The sequence below is a fragment of the Bradyrhizobium sp. SPXBL-04 genome, from assembly GCF_051853035.1.
Classification (GTDB): domain Bacteria; phylum Pseudomonadota; class Alphaproteobacteria; order Rhizobiales; family Xanthobacteraceae; genus Bradyrhizobium; species Bradyrhizobium zhanjiangense.
This window is the reverse complement of record NZ_CP182472.1, coordinates 5,275,999-5,290,047: the sequence shown is the minus strand read 5'-3', so window position 1 is coordinate 5,290,047 and position 14,049 is coordinate 5,275,999. Positions and strand designations below refer to the sequence as shown.

12 protein-coding genes are annotated in these 14,049 nt (G+C 65.0%); 8 read left to right on the top strand and 4 right to left on the bottom strand.

Translation table 11 applies throughout. From position 1 onward, the window contains the following. Nucleotides 1–139: 139 nt before the first annotated feature. The 3 genes from ACNJX8_RS25235 to ACNJX8_RS25225 all read left to right on the top strand — a co-directional run bounded on the left by ACNJX8_RS25235 (nucleotide 140) and on the right by ACNJX8_RS25225 (nucleotide 1,469). Complete coding sequence (locus ACNJX8_RS25235) at nucleotides 140–763, top strand: ParB-like protein (protein WP_128938560.1); 624 nt, start codon at nucleotides 140–142, stop codon at nucleotides 761–763. Nucleotides 764–904: 141 nt separating this feature from the next. Continuing rightward, nucleotides 905–1,048: a hypothetical protein gene (locus ACNJX8_RS25230; RefSeq protein WP_164934455.1), complete on the top strand. Its 144-nt coding sequence runs from the start codon at nucleotides 905–907 to the stop codon at nucleotides 1,046–1,048. 253 nt (nucleotides 1,049–1,301) lie between these two features. Beyond that, on the top strand, nucleotides 1,302–1,469 hold the full coding sequence (locus ACNJX8_RS25225) for a hypothetical protein (protein WP_164934456.1): 168 nt from the start codon (nucleotides 1,302–1,304) through the stop codon (nucleotides 1,467–1,469). Between the two features lie 20 nt (nucleotides 1,470–1,489). Here ACNJX8_RS25225 and ACNJX8_RS25220 read toward each other — a convergent pair whose 3' ends face one another. Together ACNJX8_RS25220 and ACNJX8_RS25215 are read right to left on the bottom strand one after the other, a co-directional pair. Continuing rightward, nucleotides 1,490–1,999, bottom strand: a complete 510-nt coding sequence (locus tag ACNJX8_RS25220; RefSeq protein ID WP_128934460.1) for an MgtC/SapB family protein — start codon at nucleotides 1,997–1,999, stop codon at nucleotides 1,490–1,492. 327 nt (nucleotides 2,000–2,326) lie between these two features. Beyond that, a complete protein-coding gene (locus ACNJX8_RS25215) occupies nucleotides 2,327–4,066 on the bottom strand; it encodes an ATP-binding protein (protein ID WP_164939471.1) in 1,740 nt (579 codons plus the stop codon). Between the two features lie 414 nt (nucleotides 4,067–4,480). On the opposite strand from ACNJX8_RS25215, the gene ACNJX8_RS25210 reads away from it, so the two are divergent. Then, complete coding sequence (locus ACNJX8_RS25210; RefSeq protein WP_439357133.1) at nucleotides 4,481–5,449, top strand: catechol 2,3-dioxygenase; 969 nt, start codon at nucleotides 4,481–4,483, stop codon at nucleotides 5,447–5,449. Here the strand turns inward: ACNJX8_RS25210 and ACNJX8_RS25205 are convergent. Together ACNJX8_RS25205 and ACNJX8_RS25200 are read right to left on the bottom strand one after the other, a co-directional pair. Continuing rightward, entirely contained in the window at nucleotides 5,446–8,979 is a 3,534-nt protein-coding gene (locus ACNJX8_RS25205; RefSeq protein ID WP_439357132.1) for a molybdopterin cofactor-binding domain-containing protein, read from the bottom strand. The two genes, ACNJX8_RS25210 and ACNJX8_RS25205, sit on opposite strands and share 4 nt — an antisense overlap. Further along, on the bottom strand, nucleotides 8,979–9,461 hold the full coding sequence (locus ACNJX8_RS25200; RefSeq protein WP_439357131.1) for a (2Fe-2S)-binding protein: 483 nt from the start codon (nucleotides 9,459–9,461) through the stop codon (nucleotides 8,979–8,981). The genes ACNJX8_RS25205 and ACNJX8_RS25200 overlap by 1 nt, the downstream gene beginning before the upstream one ends. A 244-nt stretch (nucleotides 9,462–9,705) precedes the next feature. Between ACNJX8_RS25200 and ACNJX8_RS25195 the strand changes: the two genes are divergently transcribed. The 4 genes from ACNJX8_RS25195 (at nucleotide 9,706) to ACNJX8_RS25180 (ending at nucleotide 13,947) form a co-directional block, all read left to right on the top strand. Further along, entirely contained in the window at nucleotides 9,706–11,163 is a 1,458-nt protein-coding gene (locus ACNJX8_RS25195) for a 6-hydroxynicotinate reductase (protein ID WP_439357130.1), read from the top strand. Then, entirely contained in the window at nucleotides 11,160–12,056 is an 897-nt protein-coding gene (locus tag ACNJX8_RS25190; RefSeq protein WP_439357129.1) for a UPF0280 family protein, read from the top strand. Before ACNJX8_RS25195 ends, ACNJX8_RS25190 begins: the two co-directional genes overlap by 4 nt. Nucleotides 12,057–12,082: 26 nt before the next feature. Next, a complete protein-coding gene (locus ACNJX8_RS25185) occupies nucleotides 12,083–12,667 on the top strand; it encodes an amino acid synthesis family protein (protein ID WP_084803796.1) in 585 nt (194 codons plus the stop codon). Between the two features lie 77 nt (nucleotides 12,668–12,744). After that, nucleotides 12,745–13,947: an ABC transporter substrate-binding protein gene (locus ACNJX8_RS25180; protein ID WP_128938567.1), complete on the top strand. Its 1,203-nt coding sequence runs from the start codon at nucleotides 12,745–12,747 to the stop codon at nucleotides 13,945–13,947. Nucleotides 13,948–14,049 lie beyond the last annotated feature (102 nt).

Genomic DNA, 14,049 nt, shown 5'->3' with positions numbered 1-14,049 from the left:
GCCGCGGGGCTCATGCCCGCGTCCACATCGGCTTGCGATCTCCGCCTGCAGCCCGACGCATTTTGCCTCCCCACGGACCATGGCATAGTCCAGGGAACCTGTTTCCACCCATTTGCAACCATGAAGGGACCGTTCGACTATGACCAATACGCGCGAGCCGAGAGTGCATCCGGTCCCGATTCTGTCGCTTCGGCCGACGCAGATGACGGTCGGCATGCGTGAGGTCAAGGAGAAGCGCAAGCGCTGGCGCCAGCGCGACAGCAAGAAGCAGGCCGACCTGCTCGGCAAGCACATGATCCCCGTCGTCTACGGTCCGGACCTGCGCTATTACGTGATCGACCATCATCATCTCGGCCGCGCGCTGCATGACGAGGGCGTCAAGGACGTGCTGGTGACCATCGTTGGCGACCTCAGAATGGTCGAGCGCGAGGCCTTCTGGGGCGTCATGGACAACAAGCGCTGGGTCTATCCCTACGACGCCAAGGGCGAAAGGCGGCCGTTCCGCGACCTGCCGAAATCGGTGGCCGACCTCAAGGATGACCCGTTCCGCAGCCTCGCCGGCGAGCTCCGCCGCATCGGCGGCTTCGCCAAGGATACGACGCCGTTCTCCGAATTCCTGTGGGCCGACTATCTGCGCCGAAAACTCTCGCGCAAGGTGATCGATGCCGATTTCGACAAGGCGCTCGAGAAGGCCCTGTCCTCGGCTAGAAGCAAGGATGCGATCTATCTGCCCGGCTGGTGCGGGCCGGCGGACGATGATTAGGGGCGCATCTGTACCGCATGCGGTACCGCAATCCGGACCCCATCACAGCCTCTTGAGCGAAATCATTTTCCGTCCGCATGAAGCGCTCCTGAAACAGAGCCGTCCCATCTTGGCGCAATCGGGCTCACACAGGAGGCAGGAATGCGCCGTCTGTTTTTCGCTGTTGCCTTGCTCGCCCTCGCGTCAGCAGGGGTTTCGGCCTCGTTTGCCGCAGTTCACCACGCCAAGACATTGACGTTCGCCGAGCGCTTTGCTCCGGCACTTGAGTTGATGGCAAAGCACTAGCGGCATAGCGCTTCGCAGCCGCACGAACGCATCGGTCGCGCGATCAGTTCGGGCCTTGCGCGCCGGAGAGCGGCGGCGAGCTGCATCCGTGGGTTCTCAGGTCCTGCGTCCTGATGGCGCGCAGGTCCTTGATATGTCGCAAATCCTGTCTGGCGCAGGCCGCTAGGGTCACGATGCATGAGGGGCGAACACGCATTGTGTCCAATGCGCAAGGCTAGTGGGCTCCGGATCATGCCGACCCGGAGACGCGGCGATGAGCCTGATCCTTCGCATTCTGTTTGTTGTCGCCGGAGCCATCACCGCGCTATTCGTCGCGCGGGATGCGCTGAACTTCACCATCATCCAGACCTTCGTCGCCATCCTGCTCGTGACCGCCGTCCTGCTCGCCGGGAGTCTCTGGAGCCTGCGGCGCAAGACCTGAGCGGCGCGGAGAGCGCGAGGTTAGCCGGACCCGCCTAGGCGCTGCTCAGGCCCCTGCTCTGAGGCCGCTTCGTGCGATTCGTCCTTGCCACCGAGGATCCGGTGCAGCCAGCTCTCTACGCGGCGGCCGACCGTCAGCAAAACGAAGGCGAGCGCCAGAGCGGCTGCGACGATCTTCCACTGTCCGGCGCCGCAGATAATGCCGAGGCAGGCGGCGAGGAACGTGCAGGCCGCACTGGTCAGGCCGCTCACGCGAAAACCTTTGCTCTCGTGGACAATGACGCCAGCACCGAGGAAGCCGATCCCCGTCAGGATGCCCTGGATCACCCGACTTGCCGCATCGTTGATCCTGCCGGGCTCGGCGAACTCGACGGCGAGCAGCACGACGGCCGCGGTGGAGAGCCCGACGATGCCGAGTGTCTTCAGTCCGATCGGCTTACCTTGCAGGTCGCGGTTCAGGCCGATCGCGCCGCCGGCGAGCGTGGCGCTGCCGAGACGCAGCAGGATTTCGAGCCAGTCGAGTTCGGTCATAGCCTGTCGATCACTTCTTCGGCAGTCGTCCCCGTTCGGTCGCATGCCCGTGAAATTCGCCAGCCGGTACGACAGCGCGGCTTGGGCCGGCAAACATAATCGATGCGCGCGGCCGTCTCAACGTGCCACATCCTGGCTGTCATCGCCCGACCTCGGGCGATCCAGTATTCCAGAGGCCGGCGTGATTGAACCGAGAAGCTGCGGCGTACTGGATGCCCGCCTGCCGCCTACGCTAAAGCTTCGGCGCCCCTAGACCACAACCTCGGCGAAGCGTTGGCGTAGCCGGGTCGCGGGGCATGACAGTGTGCTTGAAGCGCGAGCGCGCCCTTACCGCAACGGCTTCTTCAATAGCGAGAAGCGGTCGGGGTCGAGGCCCATCGAGGGTTGCAGCATCGGGGCTTCGAGGCTGGACATCGTCTTGGCAGGCGGTGCCGCGAACACCGGATCGTTCGGCACGTCGCGCTGCGAGGTGGCGCCGCGCCAGCGTTCGAGCACGGCGCTGACGAAATGCATGTCGTGTCCGGAGGTGACCGAGGGCACGCTCGAGATGGTGGCTTCGCCGCGCGGCAATTGATGCGGCGGCACCTCCTTGAAGCGCAGTCGCGTTGGCAGCGCGACGCCTTCGCCGAACGCCAGCACCTCGCGGGTGCCGAGCGAGGGCACGAAGGACAAAAGGTTCGCGGCCGCGTCCGACACGGCGGCGCGGAGCAGCGCCTGGTCGCGGTCGTTGGCAAGACGCATCGTGAACAGCGTGTTGCACTGGGAGATGATGGTGGCGTCGAGCTCTGCGGGGCGCTGCGTGATGAGGCCGAGATAGACGCCGTATTTGCGGCCCTCCTTGGCGATGCGCGACACCGCCTTGCGGGTCGGGCCGAAGCCGATGTTGCGGTCAGCGGAGGCGTAGCGGTGCGCTTCCTCGCAGACGAACAGCAGCGGCGAGACGCCGTCGCTCCACAGGCCGAAATCAAAGGCCATCCGGCACAGCACCGAGACGACGGAGTCGATGACCTCGGCCGGGAAGCCGGCGAGCTGCATCACCGTCATCGGCTTGCCGTTGGCCGGCAGGCGGAACAAATGGCTGATCACCTCCGCCATGGTGTCGCCGCCGACATTGGCGTTGTCGAACATGAAGGCGTAGCGCGGGTCGTTGCGGACGGCCTCGATGCGCGAGATCAGCTTATGATAGATGATGCGCGACGAGCGGTTCTCGAGCTTGCCCATGCGCTCGTCGATCAGCGACAGCAGGTCGACCAGGCGATAGGGCACCGGCGTGTCGACGGTGTAGCCGATCTGCTTGGGATCGATGCGCTTGAGACCGATGCGGTCGGCGTTCTGGTACTGGGTGTAGACGCCCTTGGCGAGCGGGATCACCTCGGCGAGGATGTCGAGCTCCTCGGGCACGCCGGCGCGACCGCCGAACAGCACGTCGACGATTTCCTCGAAGTTGAACAGCCAGAACGGCAGCTTCAGGTTTCGTGGGTTGAGCACCAGCGCGCGATCGCCGAAGCAGCGGCCATATTCGTTGTGCACGTCGAGCAGGAAGATGCGCAGGTTCGGGCGCGCCTTCAGGATCTCGTTGAGCAGGAGCGAGACGCCGGTCGATTTGCCGACGCCGGTCGATCCAAGCACCGCGAAGTGCTTGGACAGCATTTCCTCGACGTCGACATAGGCGACGACCGAGCGGTCCTGCTGGAGGAAGCCGACATTGATTTGGTCCGACCCGGTCGGCGCGTAGATCGTGCGCAGCTCCTGGCTCGTGATGAGGTCAACGGCATCGCCGATGGTCGGATAGTTGGTCACGCCGCGCTGGAATTTGGCCTTGTCGGCGGCATTGAGGATCTCGCCGAGCAGGTCGACCGAGGCGATCGCGATGTAATTGTCGGTGCTCGATAGGTTTTCGCAGGAGACCTCGGTGATCATCGCGACGATGACCGAGCTGGCGCAGCGTATACTGACGAAACGGCCGACGGTCGCCCGAACCTCCGAGATCGGCATCCGGCCTTCCGCCAGAAGCCCGACCCGGGCGAGCGATCCGCGAACCGAAATCACGCGTCCAAAGGATGTCACGATCAATGAACCTGGCAAGAGCAAGGGATTTGATCCGGACTATGCGTGGCCGTCGCTGCACAAACGGTTAAGCCGCAGGCGCGGCCGCTTCGTTAAATCCGCCGTAATTCGGTCGGGAGCCGTGTCGCCAATACATAGTTATGGGCGGAATCGTCGGGAAAAATGCTGCAATTTCTACGTTCCGTTGGGGTGGCGCGGCGGTCTTAGGGAATATTTTACCATTCGGGCATCAGGCGCGACGCGCGGGGAACAATTGTCTCCCTGCACGTCGGGTCATCCGGTTCGACTCAGATTTGTTGACGAGACCTAACCATTTGTACATTAGTACAAATAGGCGCGCCATTTGCGTCCCTCGCGCCGCGGATCGCAGCCACGCTTGGCGGCCACGTTTGGAGGCCACGTTTGGAGGAAATCATGCAGCCCGAACCGATCCTCGATCTCGCCCATCTCGGCCACATGGAGCTCTTGACGCCCAAGCCTGACGAAAGCCTGAAGTTCTTCGTCGATGTCATGGGCATGACCGTCAGCGGGCAGAAGGGCGAGTCGGTCTACTTGCGCGGCTGGGACGATTACGAGCGCTATTCGCTCAAGCTCACGGCGTCGAAGACCTCGGGCATGGGCCACATGGCGCTGCGCGCGCGCAGTCAGCAGGCGCTGGAACGTCGGGTCGCCGCGCTGAAGGGCTCCGGTTTCGACATCGGCTGGATCGACGGCGACATGGGACAGGGGCCGACCTTCCGCTGCCGCGATCCTGATGGCCACATCGTCGAGCTCTATTACGAGACCGAATGGTATCAGGCGCCGCCGGAGCTGAAGCCCGCACTGAAGAATCAGGCCCAGCGTTTTCCGGCGCGCGGCGTCAACGTCCGCCGGCTCGACCATCTCAACTGCCTCGCGGTCGATATCAAGGCCAACCGCGAGTTCTTCGAGAATTATCTCGGCTGCCGTCTCACCGAGCAGATCGTGCTCAACGACGGTCGTGAAGCCGCGATGTGGCTGACGATGTCGAACAAGAGCTACGACTTCGCCTATTCACTCGATCATTCAGGCACGCCAGGCCGTTTCCACCACGTCACCTACGCGCTCGACAGCCGCGAGGAGATTCTTCGCGCGGCAGATATCTTCCTGGAGAACGGCGTGCATATCGAGACCGGCCCGCACAAGCACGCGATCCAGCAGACCTTCTTCCTCTATGTCTACGAGCCCGGTGGCAACCGCGTCGAGGTCGCCAATGCCGGCGCGCGTCTCATCCTCGCGCCGGACTGGAAGCCGATCGTGTGGACCGAGGAGGAGCGCAAGAAGGGCCAGGCCTGGGGCCTGAAGACGATCGAGTCCTTCCATACGCATGGTACGCCGCCGGTGGAGATCAAGAAGCACGGCTAATTTGCGGATGCGCGTGCGCGCGCGATCGTCTCGCGCACGCCGGACCACGCCGGCTTGTCCGGCGCGAACTGCTTGCGCAGGAAGGTGACGAGCTCCTCGACCTGCGCGTCGCTCATGCTGCCCTTGAAGGCGGGCATGTAGCCGAGATCGCTGGAGACGGGTTCGGTGATGCCGTGCAGGATGACCTGCACCAGATTGTCCGCGGTTGCGCTGTGCAGATTGCTGTTGAGCGCGAGCGGGGGCCTGGTGCCGAACAGCGGCAGGCCGCCGACCTCGTGGCAGACGGCGCAGGCGCCCTGATAGAGCCGCGCGCCGGTGGACGCGGCGACGGTGACTTGCGTCGCGTTCTCGAGTTTCGTTGCGAGCGCGTCTTGGGTTTGTCGGTCGCTCGCGGTGTCATTGAACGAATTGAGATAGACCGCCATCGCGCGGATGTCCTGGTCGGGCAGGGCCTTGAGGTCCCGGACGATCGGCGCCATAGGGCCGGCCGCGACGCCATGATAGCGGGAATGGCCGGTGCGCAAATACGCGAACAGCTCGTCCTCGCTCCACGGGATCGGTGCGCGGGAGAGCGAGGTCAGGGCCGGCGCTTCCCAGCCCTCGGCAAAGCCGCCGGCGAGATAGGCCCCGCGCTGCTCGGCACCGAGCGCATTGCGCGGCGAATGGCAGGCGCTGCAATGGCCGAGGCTTTCGACCAGATAGGCGCCGCGATTCCAAAGCTCCGACTTCACGGGATCGGGCTTGAATTCACCCGCCTCATGAAACAGCGCGTTCCATCCCGCGAGCAGCGGCCGAAGATTGAAAGGGAAGGCGAGCGTGTTCGCAGGCTGTGTCGCGCGCACCGCAGGCTGTGCCACCAGGTAGGCATAGAGCGCCTGCAGGTCGGCTTCGCTGGTCCTCGAAAAATGCGTGTAGGGGAAGGCGGGATAGAGCTGCCGTCCGTCGCGATGCAGCCCATCGCGCATCGCGCGCTCGAAGGCGGGGTAGGACCAGGCGCCGATGCCGGTCTCGACGTCGGGCGTGATGTTGGTCGAGTAGATCGTGCCGAACGGCGTTTGCAGCGCACGGCCGCCGGCATTGAGCGCACCTCGAACCGCGGTATGGCACTCCGCGCAGTTGCCGAGCGCTGCAAGCTGCTGGCCGCGGGCGATCGTTGCTGCGGAATAGATCGACGCGTCGGGCCGCGCGATGGGCGCGATCGCGCGCGCCGGGAGCAGCGCTGCGCCGACGCCGATTGCGGCGGTGCAGACGGCCGCGATTGTCGCGAAGATGCCGGCGCGTTTGGCGAACGGATTCTGCCAGATGCGTGATGGCGGCGGCGGGGTGGCGGGCGCGGGCAGGGCCTGCGGCGTGGCCGCTGCATCGCCGTGCAATCCCCTGAGAATGCGCTCCGGCGTGAATGGCGGCTCGCGAAAGCGCACGCCGGTGGCATCGAAGATCGCGTTGGCGATCGCCGCCGCGCTCGGCACCGAGGCGGACTCGCCGACGCCGAGCGGTGGCTGGTCCTGACGCGGCAGCATCAGCACGTCGATCTTGGGCATGTCGGGGAAGGGGATGATCGGATAGGCGCCCCATTCGCGCGCCGCCACCGCGCCGCGCTCGAACGAGACCTCCTCCATCAGCGCGCGGCTGGTGGACTGGATGACGTTGCCGTGGATCTGGTGGCGCACGCCGTCCGGATTGATCATCAAGCCGGAATCCTGTCCGGCGATCACGCGCGTGACGCTGACGTCGCCGGTGGTCTTGTTCACCGCGACGTCGGCGATCCAGGCCGACCACGCCGCGCCATAGCCGGGGAACTTGCTGTGGACATAGAGCGCATAGGCAAAGCCACGCCCATGCACGACCTCGCCGTCCTTCTCCTCGCGGACCGGTCGTGGCGTCCAGCCTGCGCGCTCCGCGACCGCATTGACGAGATCGATGGCGCGCTGGTCCTTCAGGTAGCGCAGGCGATACTCGATCGGGTCGACGCCAGCCTCGGTCGCGGCCTCGTCGATGTAGGATTCATGCGCAAAGGTGTTCGGTAGCGCCGAGACGCCGCGGAACCAGGACGCGCGCACGATCGGCGGCATGTCGTGGGCGACGACACGCAGGTTGTCGTAGTCGTAAGGCGGGATCGCGGTGCGATCGCCCATCTGGAGCACGGCAGGCTCGGGCGAGATCCGCCCCGTCAGCAGCAGCGCCAGCGTCGGCGCGGCGTTCGAGGGATAGCGCGTGGCGAGATCGTAGGCAGCGACGTCGCCGTCGGCGTCGAGGCCGCCATTGACGTCAATCAGCTGCGCGGTGCCCTTGGGTTCCCAGGCGTGCTCCTGCTCGCGCGTCAATTGCACGCGCACGGGCCGGCCGACGGCGCGCGACAGCAGCAGGGCGTCGGCGGTGACGTCATCGGCGCAATTGCGGCCGTAACAGCCGGCGGCCTCGAGCCGGATGACCTCGATCTCGCTCTCGGGACGTTCGAGGAGGAGTGCAAGGTCGCTGCGCAGCACATGCGGGCTCTGCGTCCCGGACCAGACGCGGATATTGCCGTCCTGGAAGTCGGCGACCGCGCAGGACGGACCGATCGAGGCGTGCATCTGATACGGCCAGACATAAGTGCGCTGCATCGACTTGGCCGCGCCTGATATCGCCGCATCGACGTCGCCCTTGTCGATCAGCGTGCGCGGGGTCGATGGATTGGCGCGCAACGCGGTCTCGACATCGGCGAGATCGGTCAGCGCAGGCGTCGGCTTCCAGCTCACCTTGAGCCGCTCTGCCGCACGGATCGCATTCTCCTCGCGCTCGGCGACGATTCCGACGAAATCGCCGATGCGCACCACGGCCACCAGGCCGGGAATGTCGCGCACCGAAGTCTCATCGACGGCGATCAGGCTGGTGCCGACGAACGGACCGGCATCGACGCCGGCATAGGGCGGACGCACCACGCGGCCATGCAGCATGCCGGGCAAGCGGACGTCGTGCACGAAAGTCAGCTCGCCCGTGGCCTTGGCCGGCACGTCGACCCGCGGCATCGACTGGCCGACGATGGCATAATCGCTGGCCGCCTTGACCGTGACGTCGTCGGCAAGCTCGAGGCTGATCGTCTCATTGCCGATCAGCTCGCCATAGCTGACGCTGCGATTGTCGGGCCCGCGGACGAGCCCGTCGTCGATCCTAAGGTCGGCCGCCGGCAGCTCGAGCCGCTCGGCCGCGCGTGCGATCAAGAAGTGCCGCGCCTGGGCTGCGGCCTTGCGCAACGGCACGGCCGTGATCTGGATCGTCTCGCTCGCGATCGTCGCGCCCTGGTTCGGCACCAATGCGGTATCGCCGAGCACGACGACGACGCGCGCAAAGGACACATCCAGCTCCTCGGCGACGATCTGGCCGAGCGCCGTGCGGATGCCGGTGCCGAGATCGACATGGCCGTTATAGGCCGTGACCGCGCCGTCCGCGGTGATGCGGACATAGGTCTCGGTCGTGACCTCGTCCACGGTGCTGATGACGACGAGCGAACCGGATGGCCGCTCAGCTCCGTTCGGATGCGGGGAGGCCATCAATCAACGGCCTCGGTAAGCTGGCCGGAGGCGCGCATCACGGCGCGCAGGATTTCGACATGCGTGCCGCAGCGGCAGAGATTGTAGCGCAGCGCCGCCAGCGCCTCCTGTTCGGTCGGACGCGGATTGATCGCGAGCAGCGCCTTGGTGGTCATGATCATGCCGTTGAGACAGTAGCCGCATTGCGCGGCCTGCTCGTCGATGAAGGCTTGTTGCACGACATCAGGCTTATCGCGCGTACCGAGGCCTTCGAGCGTCACGATGTCGCGGCCGGCGCAGCCGCTCACGGGAATCACGCAGGACCGCGCCGCGGCCCCGTCGATCAGGACAGTACAGGTGCCGCATTCACCGAAACCGCAGCCATATTTCGGCCCGTTGAGTGCGAGGTCGTTGCGCAGCACATAGAGCAGCGGCGTGTCCCGCGCCGCAGTGACCTCGTGGATCCTGCCGTTCACGGTGAGACGGATCGGTGTCTGCGTCATCCTCGTTCCCAAGCCCTGTCAGCGCGCGATTTGTAAGTCGCGACGATACCGTTTGTACACAAACGTGCAAGCCGTCATGCCGCACTGCAGCGCGACTGCCTTCTTTGTGGACAGAGCGGATAGGCATATGAGGTTTTATGCGGCAGGCGCATCTTTTGCGCCGCACCGCCGCTTGACAGCTATCGGGACCGCGCGCAACATCGTTCGTATACGAATGATAACCGCGGTCTCCGCTGGCTCTGACATGGTGATGGAAACAACGAGCGCTGCCGTCGACAAGATCCGCTGCGATGCCTGTCCGGTGATGTGCTACATCAAGCCGGGCGCGGCGGGCGCCTGCGACCGTTACGCCAATCACGACGGCAAGCTCGTCCGCGTCGATCCGCACGTGATCCTGGAGCGCACCGTCTCGCACGGCGGCAAGCTCGTCCCGTTCAGCCGCACGGAGGACTGGGATGGCAAGATCGTCCACGAGCCTTCAACCTTTGTGACGGCGATCGGAGCGGGCACGACCTATCCCGACTACAAGCCGGCGCCCTTCATCGTCTCCGCGGAGGTCGACGGCGTCGACATGGTGACTGTCGTCACCGAGGGAATCTTCTCCTATTGCGGCATCAAGGTGAAGATCGACACCGACCGCTATCTTGGGCCCGAGACCGCGACCGTTCGCGCGCAGGGCGAGGCGGTGGGCCACGTCACCACCAGCGAATACGGCTCGCAGATGCTCTCGCTCGGCGGCGTACATCATCTCACCGGCGGCTCCAAGAAAGAGGGGCGCGTCACCTGCGACACGCTGATGGATCTCGCTAATTGCAAGGCGGTCGAGCTCACCATCGACGGTGGTGCGAGCGTGATGGTGCAGGCCGGCCAGCCGCCGGTCGTCAATGGCGTGAAGGAAGAGCGCATGCGGGTCGGCTGCGGCTCGGCGACGATCGGCATGTTCGCCAAGCAGTGGCATGGCAAGGTCGATGAGGTCGTCGTGGTCGACGACCACATCACCGGCGTGCTCTCGGAACATCAGGCCGGCAAGCTGCTCGACATCGCCGATACCGGCATCAAGATGAGGGGCCGGCGTTCGACGCCCGGCCGCTATTTTCAGGTCGCCGATCCCGGCACGGGCTGGGGCGGCACCAATATCTCGGATCCGCTCTCGATCCTCGGCCCGTTTGATGCCAAGGAAGCCAAGCCCGGTCTGACCATGCTGATGGTCTCCACCACCGGCGAGCATTCGTCCTATTATGTGCTCGACGAGGCCTTGAAGCCGGTCGAGACCGAGATGCCCGATGACCTGAAGTTTTCGGTCGAGCGCATCCAGGAGAACTGCGAGCCGGCGCTGTGCACGGTGCTGTTCATGGCGGGCGCCGGCGGCTCGCTGCGCGCGGGCGTCACCGACAATCCGGTGCGGCTGACGCGCTCGGTGAAGGACGCGCTGACGCGCGTCACCAGCGGCGGCGCGCCGGTCTATGTCTGGCCCGGCGGCGGCATCACCTACATGGTCGACGTGACGCAGATGCCGGCGGGCGCCTTTGGTTACGTGCCGACGCCGGCGCTGGTCGCGCCGATCGAGTTCACGATGAAGCTGTCGGACTATGCCGCGCTCGGCGGGCACATGGATTATGTGAAGCCGCTCTCGGAGGTGAAGGGCGGTGACGATGTCCGCCAGCTGCCCTGGCAGAACCCGATTCCGGGACGTCGGGCATGACACGGAGCCCGCAGATCGCATTGCTGTCTGATGGCCGGCGGCTGCATTTGCAGGATGGACCGATTGATTTGATCGTGGAGGCGAGTGGCCGCGCGGACGAGGTGCGTGCCGCCTACGAGGCGGCAGCGCGGCGGTTCACCGGTCTGCTCGACGAGCTTTGCGCGGAATTGCCGGAGCTGCGGACGGCCGCTGAGGGGCTGACTTCGCTGAGGGGCGTGGTGGCGCGGCGCATGCACGCCGCTGTCGCGCCCTATGCCGCCGATTGCTTCATCACGCCGATGGCCGCGGTAGCCGGCAGCGTGGCGGAGGAGATCCTTAGCGCAATGCTCGGAGCCGCGACGCTCAATCAAGCCTACGTCAACAATGGCGGCGATATCGCGCTTCATCTCGGCGAAGGCGAGCATTTCTCTGTCGGTTTGATGGATCGGCCCGATCGCTCCGGCGTGATGCGGACGCTGAGGGTCGATTCAGCCGACCCCGTACGCGGGATCGCGACCAGTGGACGCCACGGTCGCAGTTTTTCGCTCGGGATCGCGGACGCGGTGACCGTATTGGCTGCAACTGCATCGCGGGCCGATGCGGCGGCCACCATCATCGCCAACGCGGTGGATCTGCCGGGACATCCGGCCATCATCCGCAAGCCCGCCAACGAGCTTCAGCCCGACAGCGATCTCGGGGTGCGCCTTGTCACCCGCGAGGTCGGCGAGTTGTCGCACAATGAGATCGCGGCCGCGCTGGAATCTGGCGCGGAATGTGCACGGCATTTATTCGATCGCGGATTGATCGAGGGTGCCGTGTTGCAGCTTTGTGGTGATATGCTTGTCATCGGACCGAAAGATATTGAACGGCAACGATCGCGCCGGCCTATGCTGGAGAACGCGGTTCATGCCTGAACAGGGAAGAGCCTGAGGAAGCAATCATGAGCGCGATCATCCGCAAGATCGTCACCGTCGTCGAAGAGACCCAGATGGAGATGGGGCGTCAGGTGTCGCCGCCGACCCGGCGCGCCGCGGCGATCGCCGTGATTGAGAATCCCTTTGCGGGGAAATATGTCGAAGACCTTTCCCCGCTGATTGCGATCGGCGAGGAGCTGGGCGAGCTGCTGTCGAAGCGCGCGGTGGCAGCCCTCGGTATCGATGGCGCAAAGGCGCAGAGCTATGGCAAGGCCGCGGCCGTCGGCGAGAACGGCGAGCTGGAGCATGCCGCCGCGATCCTGCATCCGAAGATGGGAGCGCCCGTGCGCAAAGTGCTGAGCAAGGGCGCGGCGCTGATCCCGTCGTCGAAAAAACGCAGCGGTCCCGGCACGACGCTGGACATCCCTCTGGGGCACAAGGACGCAGCCTTCGTACGCAGCCATTTCGACGGCATGGAGGTACAGATCAACGATGCGCCGCGCGCCAACGAGATCATGGTCGCGGTTGCCGTCACCGACAGCGGCCGTCCGCTGCCGCGCGTCGGCGGGCTGACGGTTGCGGAGATCAAGGGCGAGGACGGTTTGAGATAACGCGATCCGGAGAGCCGGGCACGGGTTCTCCGATCAAATCGTGTGCGAGCGAGAGAAGTTCAAAACTGGAGGTTGGGATGCGAGCAAGAAACGTTTTTGTCGGCGCGGCCTTCGCGCTTCTGGCCGGCGGCATGGCCCATTCGGCCCTGGCGCAGGACATCAAGATCGGCGAGATCAACAGCTATTCGCTGCTGCCGGCCTTCACCGAGCCCTATCGCAAGGGATGGCAGCTCGCGGTCGAACAGATCAACGCGGCCGGTGGCATCAACGGCAAGAAGCTCGTCGTCATCTCCAAGGACGATGGCGGCAAGCCGGCCGATGCGCAGACAGCGGCCAATGAGCTCGTCTCGAGCGAGGGTGTCGCGATGCTCACGGGCACGTTCCTGTCGAACATCGGCCTCGCCGTCAGCGACTTCGCCAACCAGAAGAAGGTGTTCTTCCTCGCGGCCGAGCCGCTCACCGACGCGATCACCTGGTCGAAGGGCAACAAATACACCTTCCGCCTGCGTCCCTCCAACTACATGCAGGCGGCGATGCTGGTGGAGGCAGCCAGCAAGCTGCCTGCGAAACGCTGGGCGACGATCGCGCCGAACTACGAATACGGTCAATCGGCGGTCGCGGTGTTCAAGAAACTGATGTCGGAGAAGCGCCCGGACATCCAGTGGGTCGACGAGCAATGGCCGCCGCAGGGCAAAATCGACGCGGGCCCGGTGGTGCAGGCGGTGGCCGCCGCCAATCCGGAAGCGATCCTCAACGTCACCTTCGGCGCCGATCTCGTTAAGCTCGTGCGCGAAGGCAACACCCGCGGGCTGTTCAAGGGACGCGAGGTCGTCTCCTTCCTGACCGGCGAGCCCGAATATCTCGATCCGCTCAAGGACGAGACGCCCGAGGGTTGGATCGTCACCGGCTATCCCTGGTACTCGATCAAGACGCCCGAGCATGACGCGTTCCTGAAGGCCTACCAGGCCAAGTACAACGACTATCCGCGCCTCGGCTCGATCGTCGGCTACCAGACCATCAAATCGGCGGCTGCAATTCTCGCTAAGGCCGGCTCGACCGATCCGGAGAAGCTGATTGCCGCGGCTGAAGGCCTGTCGATGCCGTCGCCCTTCGGCGAGATCACCTTCCGCAAGATCGACCATCAGTCGACGCTCGGTGCCTATGTCGGCAAGACCGCGCTGAAGGACGGCAAGGGTGTGATGGTGGATTCATCCTACAAGAAGGGCGCGGACTACCTGCCTGGCGACGCCGAAATTGAGAAGCTGCGTCCGAAGGATTGATCTGGCTTCACTCTCCGCTGCCGTAGGGTGGGTTAGCCGAAGGCGTAACCCACCACCTTCGGTGCCACAAGAAATGGTGGGTTACGCCCGGCGAACTCCGCT

Excerpts from the sequence above, each read along its gene's own strand:
- ACNJX8_RS25190 (WP_439357129.1), top strand. The coding sequence starts at position 11,160 with ATGACACGGAGCCCGCAGATCGCATTGCTGTCTGATGGCCGGCGGCTG.
- ACNJX8_RS25235 (WP_128938560.1), top strand. The coding sequence starts at position 140 with ATGACCAATACGCGCGAGCCGAGAGTGCATCCGGTCCCGATTCTGTCG.
- ACNJX8_RS25195 (WP_439357130.1), top strand. The coding sequence starts at position 9,706 with ATGGTGATGGAAACAACGAGCGCTGCCGTCGACAAGATCCGCTGCGAT.
- ACNJX8_RS25230 (WP_164934455.1), top strand. The coding sequence starts at position 905 with ATGCGCCGTCTGTTTTTCGCTGTTGCCTTGCTCGCCCTCGCGTCAGCA.
- ACNJX8_RS25225 (WP_164934456.1), top strand. The coding sequence starts at position 1,302 with ATGAGCCTGATCCTTCGCATTCTGTTTGTTGTCGCCGGAGCCATCACC.
- ACNJX8_RS25210 (WP_439357133.1), top strand. The coding sequence starts at position 4,481 with ATGCAGCCCGAACCGATCCTCGATCTCGCCCATCTCGGCCACATGGAG.
- ACNJX8_RS25220 (WP_128934460.1), bottom strand. The coding sequence starts at position 1,999 with ATGACCGAACTCGACTGGCTCGAAATCCTGCTGCGTCTCGGCAGCGCC.
- ACNJX8_RS25185 (WP_084803796.1), top strand. The coding sequence starts at position 12,083 with ATGAGCGCGATCATCCGCAAGATCGTCACCGTCGTCGAAGAGACCCAG.
- ACNJX8_RS25205 (WP_439357132.1), bottom strand. The coding sequence starts at position 8,979 with ATGGCCTCCCCGCATCCGAACGGAGCTGAGCGGCCATCCGGTTCGCTC.
- ACNJX8_RS25180 (WP_128938567.1), top strand. The coding sequence starts at position 12,745 with ATGCGAGCAAGAAACGTTTTTGTCGGCGCGGCCTTCGCGCTTCTGGCC.
- ACNJX8_RS25200 (WP_439357131.1), bottom strand. The coding sequence starts at position 9,461 with ATGACGCAGACACCGATCCGTCTCACCGTGAACGGCAGGATCCACGAG.